Source organism: Luteimonas fraxinea, from assembly GCF_021233355.1.
In the GTDB taxonomy this organism is placed as follows: domain Bacteria; phylum Pseudomonadota; class Gammaproteobacteria; order Xanthomonadales; family Xanthomonadaceae; genus Luteimonas; species Luteimonas fraxinea.
The window spans coordinates 801,820-818,901 of sequence record NZ_CP089507.1; the positions used below are offsets into that span (position 1 = coordinate 801,820).

Annotated in this window: 13 protein-coding genes and 1 pseudogene; 6 read left to right on the forward strand and 8 right to left on the reverse strand. The window is 67.7% G+C overall.

The features are described from left to right. Window positions 1-79: 79 nt before the first annotated feature. A complete protein-coding gene (locus LU699_RS03465) occupies window positions 80-2,167 on the reverse strand; it encodes a S46 family peptidase (RefSeq protein WP_327058882.1) in 2,088 nt (695 codons plus the stop codon). A gap of 236 nt (window positions 2,168-2,403) precedes the next feature. Here LU699_RS03465 and tdh point away from each other — a divergent pair, with 236 nt between their 5' ends. From tdh to LU699_RS03485, 4 genes are all read left to right on the forward strand, one after another. Continuing rightward, the gene (gene tdh, locus LU699_RS03470; protein ID WP_232134504.1) at window positions 2,404-3,438 is read left to right on the forward strand and encodes an L-threonine 3-dehydrogenase; all 1,035 of its coding nucleotides are present in this window, start codon (window positions 2,404-2,406) and stop codon (window positions 3,436-3,438) included. A 115-nt stretch (window positions 3,439-3,553) separates the two neighbouring features. Beyond that, window positions 3,554-4,573 carry a hypothetical protein gene (locus tag LU699_RS03475; RefSeq protein ID WP_232134503.1) on the forward strand — a complete coding sequence of 340 codons (1,020 nt, stop codon included), beginning with the start codon at window positions 3,554-3,556 and terminating at the stop codon, window positions 4,571-4,573. Window positions 4,574-4,604: 31 nt separating this feature from the next. Further along, on the forward strand, window positions 4,605-5,798 hold the full coding sequence (kbl, locus tag LU699_RS03480) for a glycine C-acetyltransferase (protein WP_232134502.1): 1,194 nt from the start codon (window positions 4,605-4,607) through the stop codon (window positions 5,796-5,798). Window positions 5,799-5,801: 3 nt separating this feature from the next. Further along, a complete protein-coding gene (locus LU699_RS03485; protein ID WP_232134501.1) occupies window positions 5,802-6,197 on the forward strand; it encodes an HNH endonuclease in 396 nt (131 codons plus the stop codon). Here the strand turns inward: LU699_RS03485 and LU699_RS03490 are convergent. The 4 genes from LU699_RS03490 to LU699_RS03505 form a co-directional block, all read right to left on the reverse strand. After that, window positions 6,157-6,927: a pseudouridine synthase gene (locus tag LU699_RS03490; RefSeq protein ID WP_425491650.1), complete on the reverse strand. Its 771-nt coding sequence runs from the start codon at window positions 6,925-6,927 to the stop codon at window positions 6,157-6,159. The two genes, LU699_RS03485 and LU699_RS03490, sit on opposite strands and share 41 nt — an antisense overlap. A 58-nt stretch (window positions 6,928-6,985) precedes the next feature. After that, entirely contained in the window at window positions 6,986-7,486 is a 501-nt protein-coding gene (locus LU699_RS03495) for a hypothetical protein (protein WP_232134499.1), read from the reverse strand. 238 nt (window positions 7,487-7,724) lie between these two features. Next, window positions 7,725-8,798 carry an OmpA family protein gene (locus LU699_RS03500; protein ID WP_232580483.1) on the reverse strand — a complete coding sequence of 358 codons (1,074 nt, stop codon included), beginning with the start codon at window positions 8,796-8,798 and terminating at the stop codon, window positions 7,725-7,727. 317 nt (window positions 8,799-9,115) lie between these two features. Next, entirely contained in the window at window positions 9,116-10,027 is a 912-nt protein-coding gene (locus LU699_RS03505) for a LysR family transcriptional regulator (protein ID WP_232580484.1), read from the reverse strand. Window positions 10,028-10,132: 105 nt separating this feature from the next. On the opposite strand from LU699_RS03505, the gene LU699_RS03510 reads away from it, so the two are divergent. Beyond that, on the forward strand, window positions 10,133-11,152 hold the full coding sequence (locus LU699_RS03510) for a zinc-binding alcohol dehydrogenase family protein (RefSeq protein ID WP_232134496.1): 1,020 nt from the start codon (window positions 10,133-10,135) through the stop codon (window positions 11,150-11,152). Between the two features lie 94 nt (window positions 11,153-11,246). Then, window positions 11,247-11,868: pseudogene (gene yczE / locus LU699_RS03515) on the forward strand (membrane protein YczE). A gap of 117 nt (window positions 11,869-11,985) precedes the next feature. On the opposite strand, the gene LU699_RS03520 reads toward yczE, so the two are convergent. From LU699_RS03520 to LU699_RS03530, 3 genes are read right to left on the reverse strand one after another with little or no spacing between them, the layout of a single operon-like run. Next, window positions 11,986-14,796 carry an AAA family ATPase gene (locus tag LU699_RS03520; protein WP_232134495.1) on the reverse strand — a complete coding sequence of 937 codons (2,811 nt, stop codon included), beginning with the start codon at window positions 14,794-14,796 and terminating at the stop codon, window positions 11,986-11,988. After that, window positions 14,789-15,511: a hypothetical protein gene (locus LU699_RS03525; protein ID WP_232134494.1), complete on the reverse strand. Its 723-nt coding sequence runs from the start codon at window positions 15,509-15,511 to the stop codon at window positions 14,789-14,791. The genes LU699_RS03520 and LU699_RS03525 overlap by 8 nt, the downstream gene beginning before the upstream one ends. Beyond that, entirely contained in the window at window positions 15,508-16,965 is a 1,458-nt protein-coding gene (locus LU699_RS03530; protein WP_232134493.1) for a hypothetical protein, read from the reverse strand. The genes LU699_RS03525 and LU699_RS03530 overlap by 4 nt, the downstream gene beginning before the upstream one ends. Window positions 16,966-17,082 lie beyond the last annotated feature (117 nt).

Below are 17,082 nucleotides of genomic sequence, written 5' to 3' on the forward strand. Positions count from 1 at the left end.
TCGCATGCGGGCCAGTGAGATCGAGCATGGGCATGCAAGCGCGCCCCGGACACACGACCGGGGCACGCGGACAGACGGCTCAACGCGCGGACGCGCCCATTTCCTGCAGCAGACGCGGCGCCGGATCGACTTCCTGCATGACCCAGCGGATGTAGCGCTGGTCGACCGAAATCGTGCGCGTCATCGCCGGGTCGAACACCCAGTTCGACACCACCGCTTCCCATGTCATGTCGAACAGCAGGCCGGTCAGGCGACCGTCGGCGTCGAGCACGGGCGAGCCGGAGTTGCCGCCGGTCACGTCGAGGTCGGACAGGAAGTTCACCGGCACGCTGCGCAGGCGGCGATCGGCCAGACCGCCGTCACGGCGGGCGGCGATCGCATCGAGCTGCGCCTTGGGCGCGTCGAAGGGCTCGGTGCCGGTTGCCTTGGGCGGAATCTCTTCCAGACGCGTGAACGGGGTCTGCTGCGCGCCGGCAAGATTGGTGTAACCCACGACGTTGCCGAAGGTGATGCGCAGCGAGGAATTCGCGTCGGGATACACGGCTTCCTTGCGGCCGGCGCGGTAATCGGCGACGGCCTGCAGATAGGTCGGGCGCAGTTGCAGCAGATCGCCAGCACGGGCCTTGGACGCGAGTTCGATCTGCAGCAGTTCCTGCGTCACCGCGGCGGCGTACATCAACGCCGGGTCGCGACTGCGCAGGAATTCGTGGCGGTCGGCAGCGAACCACTTCAGGCGTTCATCGCTGTTGGCCAGCGTGCTGCGCTGCAGCCGGTCCAACGCGCGGTCGATCGCCGCCGCGTCGTTGCCGCCCAGCCAGGTGTCGATCGCCTGGATGCGCTGCTCGGGCGGCAGCTGGATGTACTGCAGCAACGCATAGCGCGTGAGTTCACGGTCCATCGCCGGCACGAAGCGGCGGTCCATCTGCTTGAGGCCGCCTTCGATCGACGGCAGGTCGCGCTGCTGGTAGCCCTGCTCACGCATCGAATCAGGCTTTTCCTTCTCCATCGACAGCCGGTACAGACGATTGGCGGTCGACAGCAGGCCGCTGTTGTCGAGCAGCGACAGCACCAGATCTCGCTCGCGCGTGGCCTTGGCCTGTGCATCGAGCGCGACGATCTTCGCGTGCGCATCGAGCGCGGCCGCGCCATCGCCGCCGCGGCTGCGCAGCCATTCGAGCACTGCCGCTTCCTCGGACTGCTTGCGCGCCAGCGCGCCGATGCGCTCGAAGCCCTGCAACTGGCCTTCATAGTTCTTCAGCGTGTTCTGCCAGCCGCGCACCGCGCTGGCGTAGCGCACGTCGATCTCGGGGTCTTCCTTGCCACGCGCTTCGACCAGATCGATCAGCGCGCGGTAATGACGGCCGATCTGCGGGTAGCGCCAGGCGACGGTTTCGGAGAACTCGTCGGCGAACGCGTAGCGGCTGGTGCGGCCCGGATAGCCGGCGACCATGACGAAATCGTTCTCGCGCAGCGGCTTGTCGGCCAGGCGCAGGAAACGCTGCGGGGTGTAGGGAATGTTGTCCTGCGCATACTCGGCCGGGCGACCATCGCGGCCGACATAGGCGCGGTAGAACGCGAAGTCACCGGTGTGGCGCGGCCACATCCAGTTGTCGACATCGCCGCCGAAGCTGCCGATGCCGCCCGCCGGCGCGTAGACTAGGCGCACGTCGCGGATTTCGAGGTTGCGGAACAGCCGGTAGCTGTTGCCGCCGAGGAAGCTGTAAAGACGGCAGCGGTACGCGGCATCGGCTTCGCAACGCGCAACGAGGGTCTTCTCGATCGTGTCGAGCGCGGTCGTACGGGCCAGGCCGTCGGGCGCGGCGTCGATCGCGGCGCGGACTTCGGCGGTGACGTCCTGGATGCTGTCGAGCGCGTAGATGCGCGCATTCGGGCCGGCTGAGATCTCGTCACCGATCGCCGCGGCATTGAAGCCGTCGCGCATCAGGTTGTTCTCGGGGGTCGAATTCAGCTGGATCGCGCCGTAGGCGCAGTGGTGGTTGGTCAGCACCAGACCCTGCGACGAGACGAAGCTCGCGGTACAGCCGCCGAGCGAGACCACGGCGCCCAGCGGGTCGCCGGTCAGATCGGCCAGGCGGTTCGGATCCAGCTTCAAACCGGCCTTGCGCAGCGCCGGCGCGATGTCGGGCAACTGTTGCGGCACCCACATGCCCTCGCCCGCCACCACCCCTGGCGCACTGCAACTGAAGAAGACGCCCAGCAGCGTCGCGGCCAGTAACGGATGGCGCATGGTGGTCCTGTGGATCGTGACGGGGGGCCAAGTCTAGCCAACCCGCCCGCCCGGCGCAGGCCAACGCCGGCTGGCTGACGTGCGGGTGCAGCACGGCCGCGACGGGGCCGCGCCGTATAATCGCCGGCTCTTTCCGGCATCCGCAGACACGACACATGGCCCAGACAATGAAGGCGCTGGTCAAGCGCGACGCGACAAAAGGCATCTGGATGGCCGAAGTGCCGGTGCCGGCGCCCGGCCCGAACGACGTGCTGATCCGCGTCGAGAAGGCCGCGATCTGCGGCACCGACCTGCACATCTACCTGTGGGACGAGTGGAGCCAGCGCACGATCACGCCGGGTCTGGTCATCGGCCATGAATTCGTCGGACGCATCGTCGAGCTGGGCTCGGCGGTCACCGGCTATGAAGTCGGTCAGCGCGTCTCGGCTGAGGGTCACCTGGTCTGCGGCCATTGCCGCAACTGCCGCGCCGGCAAGCCGCACCTGTGTCCGAACACCGTCGGCATCGGCGTCACCCGCAACGGCGCGTTCGCCGAATACGTGGTGATGCCGGCAACCAATCTGTGGCCTATCCCCGACCAGATTCCGAGCGAACTGGCCGCGTTCTTCGATCCCTACGGCAACGCCGCGCACTGCGCGCTGGAATTCGACGTCGTCGGCGAGGACGTGCTGATCACCGGCGCCGGTCCGATCGGCGTGATGGCCGCGGGCATCTGCAAGCACATCGGCGCGCGCAACGTGGTGGTCACCGACGTCAACGATTTCCGCCTCAAGCTGGCCGCCGACATGGGCGCCACGCGCGTGGTCAACGTGTCCAACACCTCGCTCAAGGACGTCATGAAGGACCTCCACATGGAGGGCTTCGACGTGGGCCTGGAGATGAGCGGCAACCCGGCCGCGTTCAACGACATGCTCGATTGCATGTACCACGGCGGCAAGGTCGCGCTGCTCGGCATCCTGCCCAAGGGCGCCGGTATCGACTGGGACCGCATCATCTTCAAGGGCCTCACCGTGCAGGGCATCTACGGCCGGAAGATGTACGAGACCTGGTACAAGATGACCCAGCTCGTGCTGTCGGGTTTCCCGCTCGGCAAGGTGCTCAGCCACCAGCTGCCGGCCGACGAATTCCAGAAAGGCTTCGACCTGATGGAATCGGGCAAGTCGGGCAAGGTCGTCCTCGACTGGCGTTGAGCTTGGCGCGGCGCGGAGAACCCGCTGACGCGTTCGCGCCGCATGACGTGTGGCACGTCCAAAGACCTGCCGCACGGCCCTAGGCTCACCTGCTGAATTCCACAGGAGGTGGTGTATGCGCAACGGACGTGAGGTTCTTCGTGGTTTCTTGCTGTCTGGACTCGCGGCGGCGATACCCGCCGCGTTCGCAGCCGGCGCGCCCGCGTGTCCGGACGCGCCCGAACCGCCCGCTGCGGTCTGTCTGGCAGCCGCGCATGGACTGGCCTACGCCGACACGCAGGACGACGCCCGATTGGCTGCGACGGCACTGGATGCCGCCGCCATCCAGTTCGGGCAGGTCTTCGGCCGAAGCCTGCCGCCGGGCCTGCTGGTCCTGAGTTCGACCGTCAGCGGTGACGATGCCGAACGATTCGCGCAGACCCATGACCTGGGGTTTGCCCAGAGCTGGCTGTCGCCAGCCGACAAGCGCGCGCAGATCGAAATCGTCATCCGTCGCGCTACGCCCGATGCCGATGCGGCAAGGATCGAAACGATCCTGTCCCAGGTCGAAGCCCAGCATGTCGACTTGCTGCGCCACGAACTCGGCCATGCGCAGTACCGCGCCGCCTTCTGGCCTGATGCGACGCCTTCGCCAGACGCATATGGAACGCCCGCGCCCGACTGGCTGGACGAGGCCTCGGCCGTACTGATGGAGGGCAGCACGGGTCGCGCATCGCGCCAACGTCATTTCCTTGAAGCCTGGCGTCAGTCTTCGCCTGCGATCCGGCCGCTTGCCGAGTTCCTGACGATGGCGCATCCCGTCACCGCGCAGAAGCGTGCGTTGATGCAGGCGCAAGGCGGAACCCAGAGTGCCTCGGGCGTACAGGTGATGACGATGCGCGGCCCCGATGCAGAAGCCGGCGGCATGTTCTATTCGCAATCGCTGCTGTTCGCCGATTTCCTGATCGATGCCAGCAGTGATCCACACATCCTGGCGACGATCAGCGCCGCCGTGGCCAGCGGCGTCGAATTCACCGACTGGCTGGCGGCCACTGGCGCGCAGCACGGCCTGCCGACCGACCTGGCCGACTTACAGGAGGCGTGGAATGCTTGGTGCGACGCACGCGATACAGCCGCGTCCGATCCTGCCGGGTAAAATGGGTAACCCGCCTTCCGGATCGCCTCGCATGTCCCTGACCCAGCGCTACGCCGACACCCTCGACGAGATCCGCGACGCCGGGCTGTTCAAGGCCGAGCGCGTGATCACCGGCCCGCAGTCGGCCGAGATCACCCTCGAAGACGGCCGCACGGTGCTCAACTTCTGCGCCAACAATTACCTGGGCCTCGCCGACCATCCGGACATCATTGCCGCCGCGAAGAATGCGCTCGATACGCACGGCTTCGGCATGGCGTCGGTGCGCTTCATCTGCGGCACGCAGGATCTGCACAAGCAGCTCGAGCAGACCATCGCGGACTTCTTCGGCAAGGAGGACACGATTCTCTACGCCGCGTGCTTCGATGCGAACGGTGGCCTGTACGAGCCGCTGCTCGGCGAAGCGGACGCGATCATCTCCGATGCGCTCAACCACGCCTCGATCATCGACGGCATCCGCCTGTGCAAGGCGAAGCGCTACCGCTACGCCAACTGCGACATGGCGGATCTGGAGAAGCAGCTGCAGCAGGCACGCGCCGACGGCGCACGCACCATCCTGATCTCGACCGACGGCGTGTTCTCGATGGACGGCTTCATCGCACCGCTCGATGAAATCACCACGCTCGCCGCGAAGTACGACGCACTGGTGCACATCGACGAGTGCCACGCGACCGGCTTCCTCGGTGAAACCGGCCGCGGCTCTGCGGAAGTCAAGGGCGTGCTGGAGAAGATCGACATCGTCACCGGCACGCTCGGCAAAGCGATGGGCGGCGCGCTCGGCGGCTTCACCACGGCCAAGCGCGAAGTCATCGAACTGCTGCGTCAGCGCTCACGCCCCTACCTGTTCTCGAACTCGCTGCCGCCGCACGTGGTCGCGGCCGGCATCAAGGCGTTCGAGATGCTCGACGCCGCCGGCGACCTGCGCACGCAGCTGGTCGAGAACACCCGCTACTTCCGCGAGAAGATGACCGCCGCCGGTTTCGACGTGCGCCCCGGCGTGCATCCGATCAGTCCGGTCATGCTCTACGACGCGAAGCTCGCGCAGCGTTTCGCCGAGCGGCTGCTCGAGGAAGGCATCTACGCGATCGGCTTCTTCTTCCCGGTCGTCGCGAAGGAGCAGGCGCGCATCCGTACCCAGATCAGCGCCGCGCACACGCGCGAACACCTGGACCGCGCGATCGATGCGTTCACCCGCATCGGTCACGAGCTGGGCGTGCTGAAGGCCTGAGCCATGCGCGCCGCGCTGCGACGGCGTCTGCTACTCGCGGCGCAGACTGACGCCCTCGCCGCTCTCGACGACGGCATCTGGTCGACGCGTTGCCTGCACTGCCGGAGCGCGTTGCAGGTGCGCGACGACGGCGAGCCGCTCGGTCTCGCGACACTGGAGCACGTGGTGCCGCAAGCCTGGTTCGGCCGACGCGCGGCGTCGGTGTTGACGGCGCAGGTCGGCGACGATGCGGACGATCCACGCAACCTCGCGCTTGCCTGCGCACGCTGCAATCACGACAAGGGTAAGGGTCACGACGCGCGCGGGCCGGGCGACGTGCGCGCACGCGAAGTCGTCGAAGCCCTGCTCGCGACGCGCCTCAGCCGGTGGCGGGATCCGACGGACGCGCCAGCGCGCTGATTTCGCCGGCCTCCAAGGGACGCCACGCGCCCTTGGCCAGATCGCCCAGCGCGAGATCGCCGATCGCGACGCGCACCAGTCGCAGCACACCCAGATCATGCGCAGCGAGCAGTCGGCGGATCTGCCGGTTGCGACCCTCGTCGAGCACGATTTCCAGCCAGGCGTTGCGCTCGCCCTGACGCAGAAGACGTGCAGACGCGGCCTGCAGCCGCTCACCCGCGTCGTCGACGCCGAGCACCAGCGCTTCGAGCAAGGCGTCGTCAGGCAGCCCGTCGACCTGCACGTGATAGGTCTTCTGCGGCCCCTGCTCGGGATCGGTCACCCGTGCAGCCCACGCGGGATCACTGGTGAACAACAGCAGGCCTTCGCTGGCCTTGTCGAGCCGGCCGACCGGCGCAATCCAGCCCAGATCCGCACCGTCGAAACAACGATAGACCGTGTCGCGGCCGTGTTCGTCGCGCGCCGTGGTGACCAGGCCGCGCGGCTTGTTGAGTACGAGGTACTGATGCGCGGTTGCGCGCGACGCATCGCCATCGAGCACGATGTTCGACGCGTCCAGTGCCACCGGAAATTCCGGATCGCGCACGATCTTGCCGGCAACCCGTACGCGCCCATCGCGCACACGCCGCTCGGCTTCGCTGCGCGAGCACAGCCCGCGCTTCGACAGCACCCGCGCGAGGCCATACCGCGGCGGACGCACGACACGCTTCAAGACGCGGCACCTCGACATGCGAACGGCCCGCTTGCGCGGGCCGTCGTCATACCGTCGATGCTGAGACGCGCAGCACTCATTCGACGGGCGGGGTCTCGCCGGGCGGTGCGGTTTCCGCCGCGGCCGGTGCAGCCGGCGCGTTCGGATCAGCGCGACGGCTGCCAACCGTGTAGCCGTTGGCCTTGATCCACGCGTCGAAATCGTCGGCGGTCATGCGCTTGCCGCCCTGGGTCATGTTGAAGCGGTACGGCGTGTTGTCGAACTCGGTCTGCTTGACGTAGGCAGCAGGATCGTTGGCGCTCACCGCGCCCGCCGCCGGCGCGGCCATCGCGACGTTCTGGCACTTCTCGATCTCGAGACGCAGCACGACCTGCTCGGCTGACTGCGCCTCGTCATAGGCACGCGCGAGCACCGCGCTTGTACCCAGACGATACGTCGGCGCGGCGAGTTCCGGAGACACGGGCTCGAGCACGGTGGCCTGCACGGGACGCGCGGTACGGGTATCGAGGGTGCTGCAGTCAGCGGCATGGCCGGCGAGTGGCAGCACCAGCAGAGGCAACAGGAACAAGGCACGCATGAGAGGCAATCCCCGAGGTCGAATTGGCCTGAAGTGTAGGCGGCAAGTACACGCCATACAAGGGAAAACCGGACATTCGCGCATTCACGCTATCGCGCGTTCGACGCACCGTTTTGCCGACCATTGTCCCCTGCAGACCTAGATCGCTCGATTGGTCTGCAAACCAAGAAATTCTCAGGCCCCACAAACAGAAGGCCCGGCACGAGGCCGGGCTTTCTGGTGTCACTACCGGACGTTCTTAGTTCTGAACGTTCAGCTCGGTGCGGCGGTTGCGCGCACGGCCTTCCGGGTTGTCCGAACCATCAGCATTGGTGTTCGGCGCGATCGGGCGGCTTTCGCCGTAACCGGTCGGACCCACCAGACGGTCGGCCATGATGCCGTTGCTGGCGAGGTGGTCATAGACCGCCTTGGCGCGACGCTCGGACAGACGCTGGTTGTAGGCATCGGTACCGACCGAGTCGGTGTGACCGGCGACTTCAACGCGCAGCTCCGGGTAACGCTTCAGGATTTCGACGGCTTCGTTGAGGATTGCCACCGCGTCAGGACGCAGCGTCGCACGGTCGAAGTCGAAGTTGACGCCATTCAGATCGATGGTGATCGGAGCCGGCGGAGCCGGAGCCGGTGCCGGAGCCGGCGGCGGCGGCGGCGGAGCCGGCGGAGCCGGGGGAGCCGGCGGCGGGCCGAGCGGAATCACGACACCGACCGAGGCCATCACGTCGCCGAAGTAGCTTTCTTCAGCGTTGTGCGGGTAGCCCGCCCAATCACGCGAACCGTTCGCAGCGACGCTGTTGTCGTCGAAGTCGGCGCGGTAAGCGATTTCGGCACGCACGGCAACGCGCTTGTCGAAGGTGGTCTGCAGACCGGCACCGACCTTCGCGGCCAGGTTGCCTTCCTTACGCTCGCCGGGCGAGTTCGGGCTCGGGAACGCGTCGAACTCTTCTTCCGAACGCTGGTAGCCGACACCGGCCAGCAGGTAGGGATTCCAGCCACGGCCTTCAGAGATGAAGTGGTAGCGGAAGTCGACCGAGATGCCGTACTGGCTCCAGTTCAGATCGTTGTTGGCGCCTTCGACCGAGCTGTCGAAGCCCGGGTTCTGGTAGTTCAGCTCACCGTCGATCGACCAGTTGGGGCTGATGAACTTACCCATGCCCAGCGTGACGAACGGGGTGTCGTCGGTGCGGCGATCTTCTGCCTGGAAGTTGAAGCCCGTCGAACCGGTGAGGTACCAACGGTCGTCGAACTCCTGGGCGCTGGCGTGACCCGCCAGACCAAGACCGCCGAGCAGCGCGGCGCAGAGGAGTTTCTTGTTCATGTTTTTTCAGCTCCTAGAAAAGGGGGAATGCGTCGTGGCATCGGATGAGGCGTCAAACGCAAACGCCTTGCACATAGCCTAAAGTCAGCAGCGTGAAGACGTTGTTAACGCTAACATAACGGTTGAGAGCTTCCTACACCAACCTGGCCGGGTATTCATCTTGGCTTTGGTTTGGTCAGGAACCTCAACGCGGCGGAATTGTCGTGAAGACGATGTGCGCGTGGCGTCAAGAACGTGCGGCGCTCTTAACCGTCGCTTTATGTGGAATTGACGTTTCCGCATTCCCGCCTGCGTGCGGCTTAACGATTATCTGCTGGTTACGTGTGCCAGTGCGGCGTCGATCCGAATTCCGTTTGCAGGAATGAAACGAATACACGCGTGCGCGGGGGCACGAATATGCGATCGGGCATCACCGCGTGAATGCCGGTTTCCGGTGGCGCATGGCCCGGAAGCACCCGCACAAGGCGCCCTGCCCTTAGATCGCCCGCCACATGCCACAGCGCATGCATCGCGATGCCCGCCCCTTCCAGCGCTGCGTCACGCAGCACTTCACCGAGATTGCTTTCCAGTGGCCCGGTCACGGTAATGGTCGTCTCGCCGCCTGCGCCGTCGAGCAGTTGCCAACGATCCTGACGGCCACGACTGCCGACGAGCACCAGGCAATCGTGCGCAGCGAGATCGTCTGGTGCTGCAGGGATGCCGCGACGGGCCAGGTAATCGGGCGACGCGACGAGGACGCGCGGATTGGCTGCGATCTGACGTCCGACGAGCTGCGAGTCATCGAGATCGCCGATCCTGATCGCGAGATCGAAGCCTTCACGCACGAGATCGACCTGCTGGTCACTCATGTGCACGCTGAGTTGCAGGCCGGGATGCGCGGCGAGAAAGCGCGGCAGGCGCGGCGAGATGTGCTGGCGGCCGAACGACGCCGACATCGTGACCCGCAGCGTGCCGCCGACCGCCTGGCCGCCGCTTTCGCGCAGGCTGCCGGCGAGGCCGTCGAGTGCTTCGACCAGCGTGCGTCCCTCGCCGGCCAGTCGCAGGCCTTCAGGCGTGGGATGCAGACGCCGCATGGTCCGGTGCAGCAGCCGCACGCCCAGTGCGTCCTCGAGCCGCTTCAGACGCTGGCTCGCCAGGGCCGGCGACAGATCGAGGCTGCGCGCGGCGGCGCTGATCGACCCCGTGTCGAGCACGCGCAGGAACAGGGCGATGTCGCCGATCCGGTCCATCGATTCAAAAGAATCCCTTGAAGGTGATTGGCGATCCTATCGCTGTTCGACCGGAACGCGTGGGGTCGACAATGCGCAGGCCGCTTCACTCTTCAAGGACTCCGCATGAAAGCCGTCGCCCTGACCCGCTATCTCCCGATCGACGATCCGCAGTCGCTGCAGGATGTCGAACTCGATCTGCCCGAGCCCGGCCCGCATGACCTGCGCGTGCGCGTCGAGGCGGTTTCAGTGAATCCGGTCGACACCAAGGTGCGTGCGCCGAAGCCGCAGACCGAAGCGAATCCGAAGGTGCTCGGTTACGACGCGGCCGGCGTGGTCGACGCCATCGGCAACGAGGTCACCGGTTTCGAGGTGGGCGACGCCGTTTATTACGCTGGCGACATCACCCGTCCCGGCAGCAACGCCGAATTCCAGCTCGTCGACGCGCGCATCGCCGCGAAGAAGCCGAATTCGCTGGACTTCGCCCAGGCCGCCGCCCTGCCCCTGACCGCGATCACCGCGTGGGAGCTGCTGTTCCAGCGCATGCCTTTCGATATCGACGGGGACGGCGCCGGCAAGACGCTGCTGGTCATCGCCGGCGCCGGCGGTGTCGGGTCGATCGCGATCCAGCTCGCGAAGCTGGCCGGCTTCACCGTGATCGCGACCGCGTCGCGCATGGAGACCATCGCGTGGTGCCGGATCATGGGCGCCGACCATGTCATCGACCACCGCGAGGATCTCGCGCCGCAGCTCCAGGCGCTCGGATTCGAGACCGTCGACGCTGCGCTCAATCTCGCCGACACCGACCGCTACTGGACCGCGCTGGGCGAACTGCTCGCGCCGCTGGGTCATGTCGGCCTGATCGTGGAGCCGGCCGGCGCGCTGAAGATCGGCGATCCCTACAAGGCCAAGAGCATCGGCATTCATTGGGAAATGATGTTCGCGCGGCCGCGCTTCCGTACCGCCGACATGGACGAGCAGGGCAGGATTCTCGCGCGTGTCGCGGAACTGATCGACACCGGTTCGCTGCGCGGCACGCTGTCGGACATGCTCTCGCCAATCAACGCGGAGACCCTGCGCGAAGCGCATCGCCGTCTCGAATCCGGCAGCACGATCGGCAAGGTGGTGGTCGCCGGCTGGGCATGACCCGCACGGTTTGATGCTGCAATACTGTCGTTTCGATTAGACGTCCGGTCCACTCAGGGCCGGACGTTTCTCGTAATCGCCTTTGGATCCCCGGATGCACGCAGTCCTTCCGTCGCGCGTCGAACGCCTAGTGCGTTTGCTGACCGGCCTGTTCTTCTACGGCATCGGCATCAGCCTGATGGTCCGTGCCGGCATCGGGCGTCGCGCCCTGGGACGTGCTGACCCAAGGCATCTCCGTGCAGAGCGGCCTGTCGTTCGGTCTGGTGACGAACCTGATCGGCATCGGCGTGCTCGTGCTGTGGCTGCCGCTTCGGCAGAAGCCGGGCCTCGGCACGCTGCTGAATGTTCTGCTGATCGGCCCGAGCGCGCAGCTCGGGCTGTGGCTGCTGCCCGACATACATGGCGTCGTGCTGCAGGTCTGCGTGTTCGCCGCAGGCCTGCTGCTGCTCGCACTGGCGACGGGGCTCTACATCGGCGCGCAGTTCGGCGCCGGGCCACGCGATGGACTCATGACCGGCCTGCACGCACGGACCGGCGTGCCGATCTGGATCGCGAGAACGCTCGTCGAAGCGCTGGTGCTGACCACCGGCTGGTGGCTGGGCGGCAATGTCGGCTGGGGCACGCTGGCATTCGCGTTGCTGATCGGCCCGCTGTGCGGCCGCACCCTGCCGCTGTTCGCACCGCGCAGCGTGGCGCCGCCAATCGCACCGCTTTAATTCCGGTGCGGTCTGCATCGCGACCTGCAGGACTTCAACCAGCCGCTCTCCGCAGAACTCAGCCGTGATGGACGCGTGCCGTTTCCACGCGTCTTCACCGCGGCGACGCGGCCGCGATCACGCCGCGGCGTGCGCCGCCTCCGTCCGGTCGCGCTTGAGCACGGCGACCGGTTCCGCCCACGCACTGCCCGCGCGCCGCTTGCTGGTGGCCAGCACCAGATCCGACGGCTCGAACACGTTGAGGTTGTGGGTGATCGGCGTGGTCAGGATGTACTGCGCATCCGTGCTGCGCAGGAAGCGGCCGACCTTCTCGATGTTGGCGACGTCGAGATGTGCGAACGGTTCGTCGATGAAGACGAAGCCGCCCGGCTGGTCCTCGTCGCGCAGCAGTGCGACCAGCAGCAGCAGCGATTTCATCACCTGCTGGCCGCCGGACGCCTCGCCGTCGTCGAGGCCGATCCAGCCCTTGCGGTCGAAATCGAACCGCACGGTGAGCCCGGCCTGCGCAAGCGCGACATCCTCGTTCGCCAGTTCCGGCATGCCGACATCGACACCGATGCCGGCGAGTTCGCCGAGCGCGGTGAGGTTCTTGCGGTAGCGACGCACGGTCGCACGCAGCACGTTGATGTAGGCGCCGCGCGCGTCCTCGGTGAGGCGCCGCGCGCGGTGCAGATGCGCCTCGCGCTTTCCGATCGCCGCTTCGAGTGCGTCGTGGTCAGCGGCGAACTTGTCGCGCATCGCCACGCAGGCGGCGTCCTCGACGAAGCTGCCGCGTGCGAGCCGCTCGTCGATGCGCTCGAGTTCGCGCCGCACCGCACCTGCGCTTTCGTAGGCCTCGCGCGCCTCGCGCAGCGCTTCGCGCGTGCGCCATGCAGCCGGCATTCGTGCACGGCGCTTGCGGAAATCGACCAGACGCTGCACCAGCGCCACGCGCTCCTGCGCGATCTGGCTGCCGCGATCGCGCAGTTCCTGCGCCAGCGTGCGCAGTTCGCCCGCGCGCGTGGCGGCGGCGATGCTGCCGTCCTTGTCCAGCCGTTCGCCGGCATCGAGCGCAGCGCGCGCGACGGTCAGCGCTTCGGCGGCGGCCTGTGCGGCCTCGGCCAGCGCCGGCAGGCGCGATTGCGCATCGGCGAACTCGGCCGCGCGCGTCACCAGTTCCTGCCCGGCATCGAGCCCGAGCAGGCGCGACTGCGCCGCATCGACCTCGCGACCCAGCGCGGTCAGCGCGTCCTCGCGTGCCTGCGCGCGTTCCTGCAATGCGATGGCTTCGGCATGCAACGACGCAAGCCGCGCCTCGCGCGCGCCGGTGCCGAAGTGGTGCTGGCCGCCGCCGATGTGGCGACCGCCGCGGTGCTCGCGCAGATAGCCTTGCGCGGTGATCCAGTCCTGGCCCTTGGGCAGACGCTGGCCGGCTTCGACATCGGCGACGCGCTGTACGCGATCGAGCTGACGCGGCAGCCACGCCGGCGGATCGGCATTGAAGCGCACGACCTCGAGCAGCGAGCCGCGCGTCGCCGGACCGGCCGGCGCGCGTTCCGCAACGACGAAGTGCCGGTACTGCAGGCGCTCGCCGAGCTGCCAGGCCGCGCGCGCGTCCTTCGCCGAATCGAGCACCAGCAGATGCCGGTACGGCGCGAGCACGGCTTCGAGCGCGACCGCCCATTGCGGATCGGCGATCTCGACCAGTTCGGTCAGCACCGCATGGCCGATGTCGGCGCGATCGAGCGCAGCGCGGAACTCGCGCTCGAAGGGTTCGACGACACGCCCGCCGCCACGCAGCGCGGCCACCTGAGCGGCGATCTCGCCACCACGGGTGCGATCGCGTTCGGCCTCCAGACGCAGCTCGGCCTGGCGACGCCGGCCCTGCTCGACTTCCTGGCTGAGCGCATCGACGTCCGCGCCGCCGCGTTCCGCCTGCAGGCGCGCGAGTTCGTCATGGCGCCGCACCAGCTGCTCGGCGTCACGCGCCTGATCGCGTGCGCCGGTGAACCGCGTCTCGGCCGATTTCAACGCCGCGCGCGCATCGGCGATCGACTGCTGCAGGCCGGCGCGCGCATCGATCGACGCCGCGTCTTCGGCCTCCAGTGCGTCGTACGCCTGACTGCGTTCGCGCAGGCCACGACGCAGGCCGGTGAGTCGCGGCTTCGCGCCATCGATGGTCGCGCGCAGGTCGGCCAGTTCGACTTTCGGCGCGATTTCCGCTTCCAGAATCTGCCGCTGGTTGCGCAGCGCCATGCCGTCCTCGTAGGACCGCACATCGGCGCGCGACGATTCGAGCCGCATGTGCAGCTCGGCGAGTCCCTGCTGCAGTTCGGCGATTTCCTTGTCGATGTCGAACTGCTCGGCGCGGGCGCGCTGGTAGTCGTCCATCACCGCCTTGTCCTCGAACACGTCGAAGACGAGTTGCAGCAGTTCGCGTGGCGACAGCTGGCACAGCTTGTCGGTGGCGCCCTGCTCCAGCGTCAGCACGCGACAGATCGCGCGGCTCAGGCCGGCGCCGGCGAGACGCACGCGATAGTCGCGCACGCCCAGCCATTCGCCGCCGGCATCGAGCGCTTCCACCGGCACATCGCCGGCGACGATCTGGTAATCGCGGGTCCAGTCGCCGCCGCGCTTGCGCACGCGGCAGGCGATCGTCACCTGCTCGTCCATGCACGGGAAGAACGCGCGCCGGCCGCGTCGATCGACGGGGTTGCTGACCACCGCGCGCAGCCACGCAAACGGCTTGCCGTTGTGGCGCAGATAGGTCTTGTAGTCGCGCGCCATGTCGCGATCGTCGATCGCCAGCAGCGTACGCAGCGCATCGAGCAGCGTGGTCTTGCCGGAACCGTTCGGGCCCACAACGGTGATGATCGAGGCATCGAGCGGCAGGGCATAGCGCTGCCAGTAATCCCAATGCACGACTTCGAGACTGCGGAACTCAAACATCGGCCTGCGCCTCTTCGGTCATGTCGGCGTCGTGGATCGTGTCGTCCGGATCGTCGACGTCGTCCGCGCCCAGTCCCTGCCCGACACGGCTCTCGGCGATCACGTGCGCCAGTGCGCCGTCCATCACGCGACTGGCGATGCGTTCGTAGTCGAACGCGAGATCCAACAGCGGGCCTTCGTGGATCCGCTCCTTGCGCCGCGCGATGAAGCCCTGCCGCTGCAGCGTGCCGAGATTCATGTGGATGCGGCCCTTGCCGCCGAGCTGCGCGCCGAAGTCCGCGAGCAGCGTGCGTTCGTTGACCGGCTCGACGACTTCAGCGCCGACCGGCACCGGCTTGAGCTCGGCGAACATCTGTTCCTGGTCCTGCGACAGATCGGTCTGCTGGCGCGCGATCTGCCGCTGGCGCTTGGGCAGCACCAGCAGCGACCACAACACCACCAGCAACGCGAGCGCATCGCGGCTGAGCTGCAGATTGCTCGCGGCCCAGGCATCGCCGTGGCCGAACACGTCGGCCTCGTGCTGGCGCGCGATGCCGACCGCAACGTGCGCCGCGTACGGATGTTCGAGCAGGCGCAGCCCGGCGGCAGCGAGGCGGCGGTCGATGTCCTCGCGCAGCTCGGCATCGACCAGCATCTGGCGCACGGCGCGATCTTCGCGCGGCAGCCAGCGCTCGGCCAGCAGCCGCGCGATCAGGGAAGCGGTGGAGTCGGTCATGCGGTCTTCTTGCGTCGTGCGGGTGCCGGCGAGGTGCCGGTCTCCGCGGAAGGTGTGGCGGCGCGGCGACGGCGCGCGACGGGCGCAACGGCATCGTCGCTGTCGACGTCGTCGGTGATGCCGTGCGCGGTCATGTCGGGCATCTGGATGTCGGGCGCGGCCGCGTCGTCGACGCCCGCGGGCAACAGGCGCCCGCGGCTCATCAATGCGACACCGGCGCGGTCGATACGATCAAATGCGGCGTCGACGCGCCACTGCATCGGCAACTGCGCGAGCCGCGCGCTGACGCCGCTGCGGTGCTCCGCGCCGGCATCGCCGATCAGGCCCAGCAGCGACAGGCGGTACGCACTGACCGCGAAGCTGTCCTGCGGCACCCAGTCGCCGAGCGGCGCGGCCGTGTCGAGCGCGCGCAGCTGGTCGAGCCATTGCGCGGCGTGCGCGTAGTCGTCGGCGGCGACCGGCGCCTGCAGATCCTCGGGCGCCTCGCGCGGCGGCGGCAGGCCGGCCTCATCGGCGGCTTCGCGTTCGCGTTCGACGAGTTCGTACTCGGCGACGTCAAGCGCGATCGGCCCGAGCACGAATGCCGGCTGCGGCGCGATGGTCAGCGCGCCGTTGGCCATGTCGGCGAGCGCGGCCGGATCGCAGGCGCGCAGGAAGCGGTTGACGTCCGACGACGACAAGCCGCTCGCGCCCAGATGCACGCGATGCCGGTCGAGCTGGTTCAAAGCGCGCTGGAACACCGACGCCTGGCGCAGCATTGCGCTCTGCGCGCGGCCGATCTGCTGCGCGACGCGATGCGTGGCCACGTCGAGATCGTCGTCGGCCGCGATCGCGCGGATCAGTTCGGTGCCCTTCTCCACCCAGTGCCACACCGACTGCAGCGTGTCCGCGGCCTGGCGGATGCGGTGCTCCGAACCGCTGAGCACGGCCTGGTCGAAATCCTCGCGCAGTTCGTTGAGTCGCGACAGCAGATGCTGCAAATCCGCCGCACCGACCTTGCCGACGGCCTGGCCGGCGGCGAGCTGTGCAGTGACGTAGGCAAGCTCGTCGCCTTCGGCATTGAACTGCACCAGCAGGCCCAGCGCCGACAGCGCCTGTCGGCCGACCGGACTGATGCGGTAACGATGGCTGTGCGCGTCCCAGGCCAGCAGGCCGTTGTCGCGCAGTCGGCCGATCACCGTGTCGAACTTCACCGGATCGAGCCAGGCGAAATGCTCGCGCAGTTCCTGCGGCGACCAGTCCGGCGCGTCGCCGCGTTCGCCGATCGCGCGCAGCACCATCAGGCGCACCATCACGATCTCCTCGCCGCCGTGGAACAGCGTCGAGAACGCGCGCAGCTGTTCGCGCGCCGCCAGCAGCGGATGCAGGTCCGGCAGATCGGCGGCGACGATGCCGTCGCGCAGGTAGTCCTGGAAAGGTTGGATGGCAGCCGTCCCTGGTGCGGGGCGCGACATGTTCAGGGCGCGGCCCGGCAGTGGCAACTCTTGACAGCCCGCGCGTGGCCGCCTGAGTCCGCCGCGCTTGCCCGGACGTGGCTTTCCCGGCACGCTGGGCGATCCATACGCACGCGT

Coding starts and splice junctions, on each gene's coding strand:
- kbl (WP_232134502.1), top strand. CDS start 4,605: ATGTCCCTGACCCAGCGCTACGCCGACACCCTCGACGAGATCCGCGAC.
- LU699_RS03500 (WP_232580483.1), bottom strand. CDS start 8,798: ATGAACAAGAAACTCCTCTGCGCCGCGCTGCTCGGCGGTCTTGGTCTG.
- LU699_RS03475 (WP_232134503.1), top strand. CDS start 3,554: ATGCGCAACGGACGTGAGGTTCTTCGTGGTTTCTTGCTGTCTGGACTC.
- tdh (WP_232134504.1), top strand. CDS start 2,404: ATGGCCCAGACAATGAAGGCGCTGGTCAAGCGCGACGCGACAAAAGGC.
- LU699_RS03485 (WP_232134501.1), top strand. CDS start 5,802: ATGCGCGCCGCGCTGCGACGGCGTCTGCTACTCGCGGCGCAGACTGAC.
- LU699_RS03510 (WP_232134496.1), top strand. CDS start 10,133: ATGAAAGCCGTCGCCCTGACCCGCTATCTCCCGATCGACGATCCGCAG.
- LU699_RS03505 (WP_232580484.1), bottom strand. CDS start 10,027: ATGGACCGGATCGGCGACATCGCCCTGTTCCTGCGCGTGCTCGACACG.
- LU699_RS03520 (WP_232134495.1), bottom strand. CDS start 14,796: ATGTTTGAGTTCCGCAGTCTCGAAGTCGTGCATTGGGATTACTGGCAG.
- LU699_RS03465 (WP_327058882.1), bottom strand. CDS start 2,167: ATGTGGGTGCCGCAACAGTTGCCCGACATCGCGCCGGCGCTGCGCAAG.
- LU699_RS03530 (WP_232134493.1), bottom strand. CDS start 16,965: ATGTCGCGCCCCGCACCAGGGACGGCTGCCATCCAACCTTTCCAGGAC.
- LU699_RS03495 (WP_232134499.1), bottom strand. CDS start 7,486: ATGCGTGCCTTGTTCCTGTTGCCTCTGCTGGTGCTGCCACTCGCCGGC.
- LU699_RS03525 (WP_232134494.1), bottom strand. CDS start 15,511: ATGACCGACTCCACCGCTTCCCTGATCGCGCGGCTGCTGGCCGAGCGC.
- LU699_RS03490 (WP_425491650.1), bottom strand. CDS start 6,927: ATGTCGAGGTGCCGCGTCTTGAAGCGTGTCGTGCGTCCGCCGCGGTAT.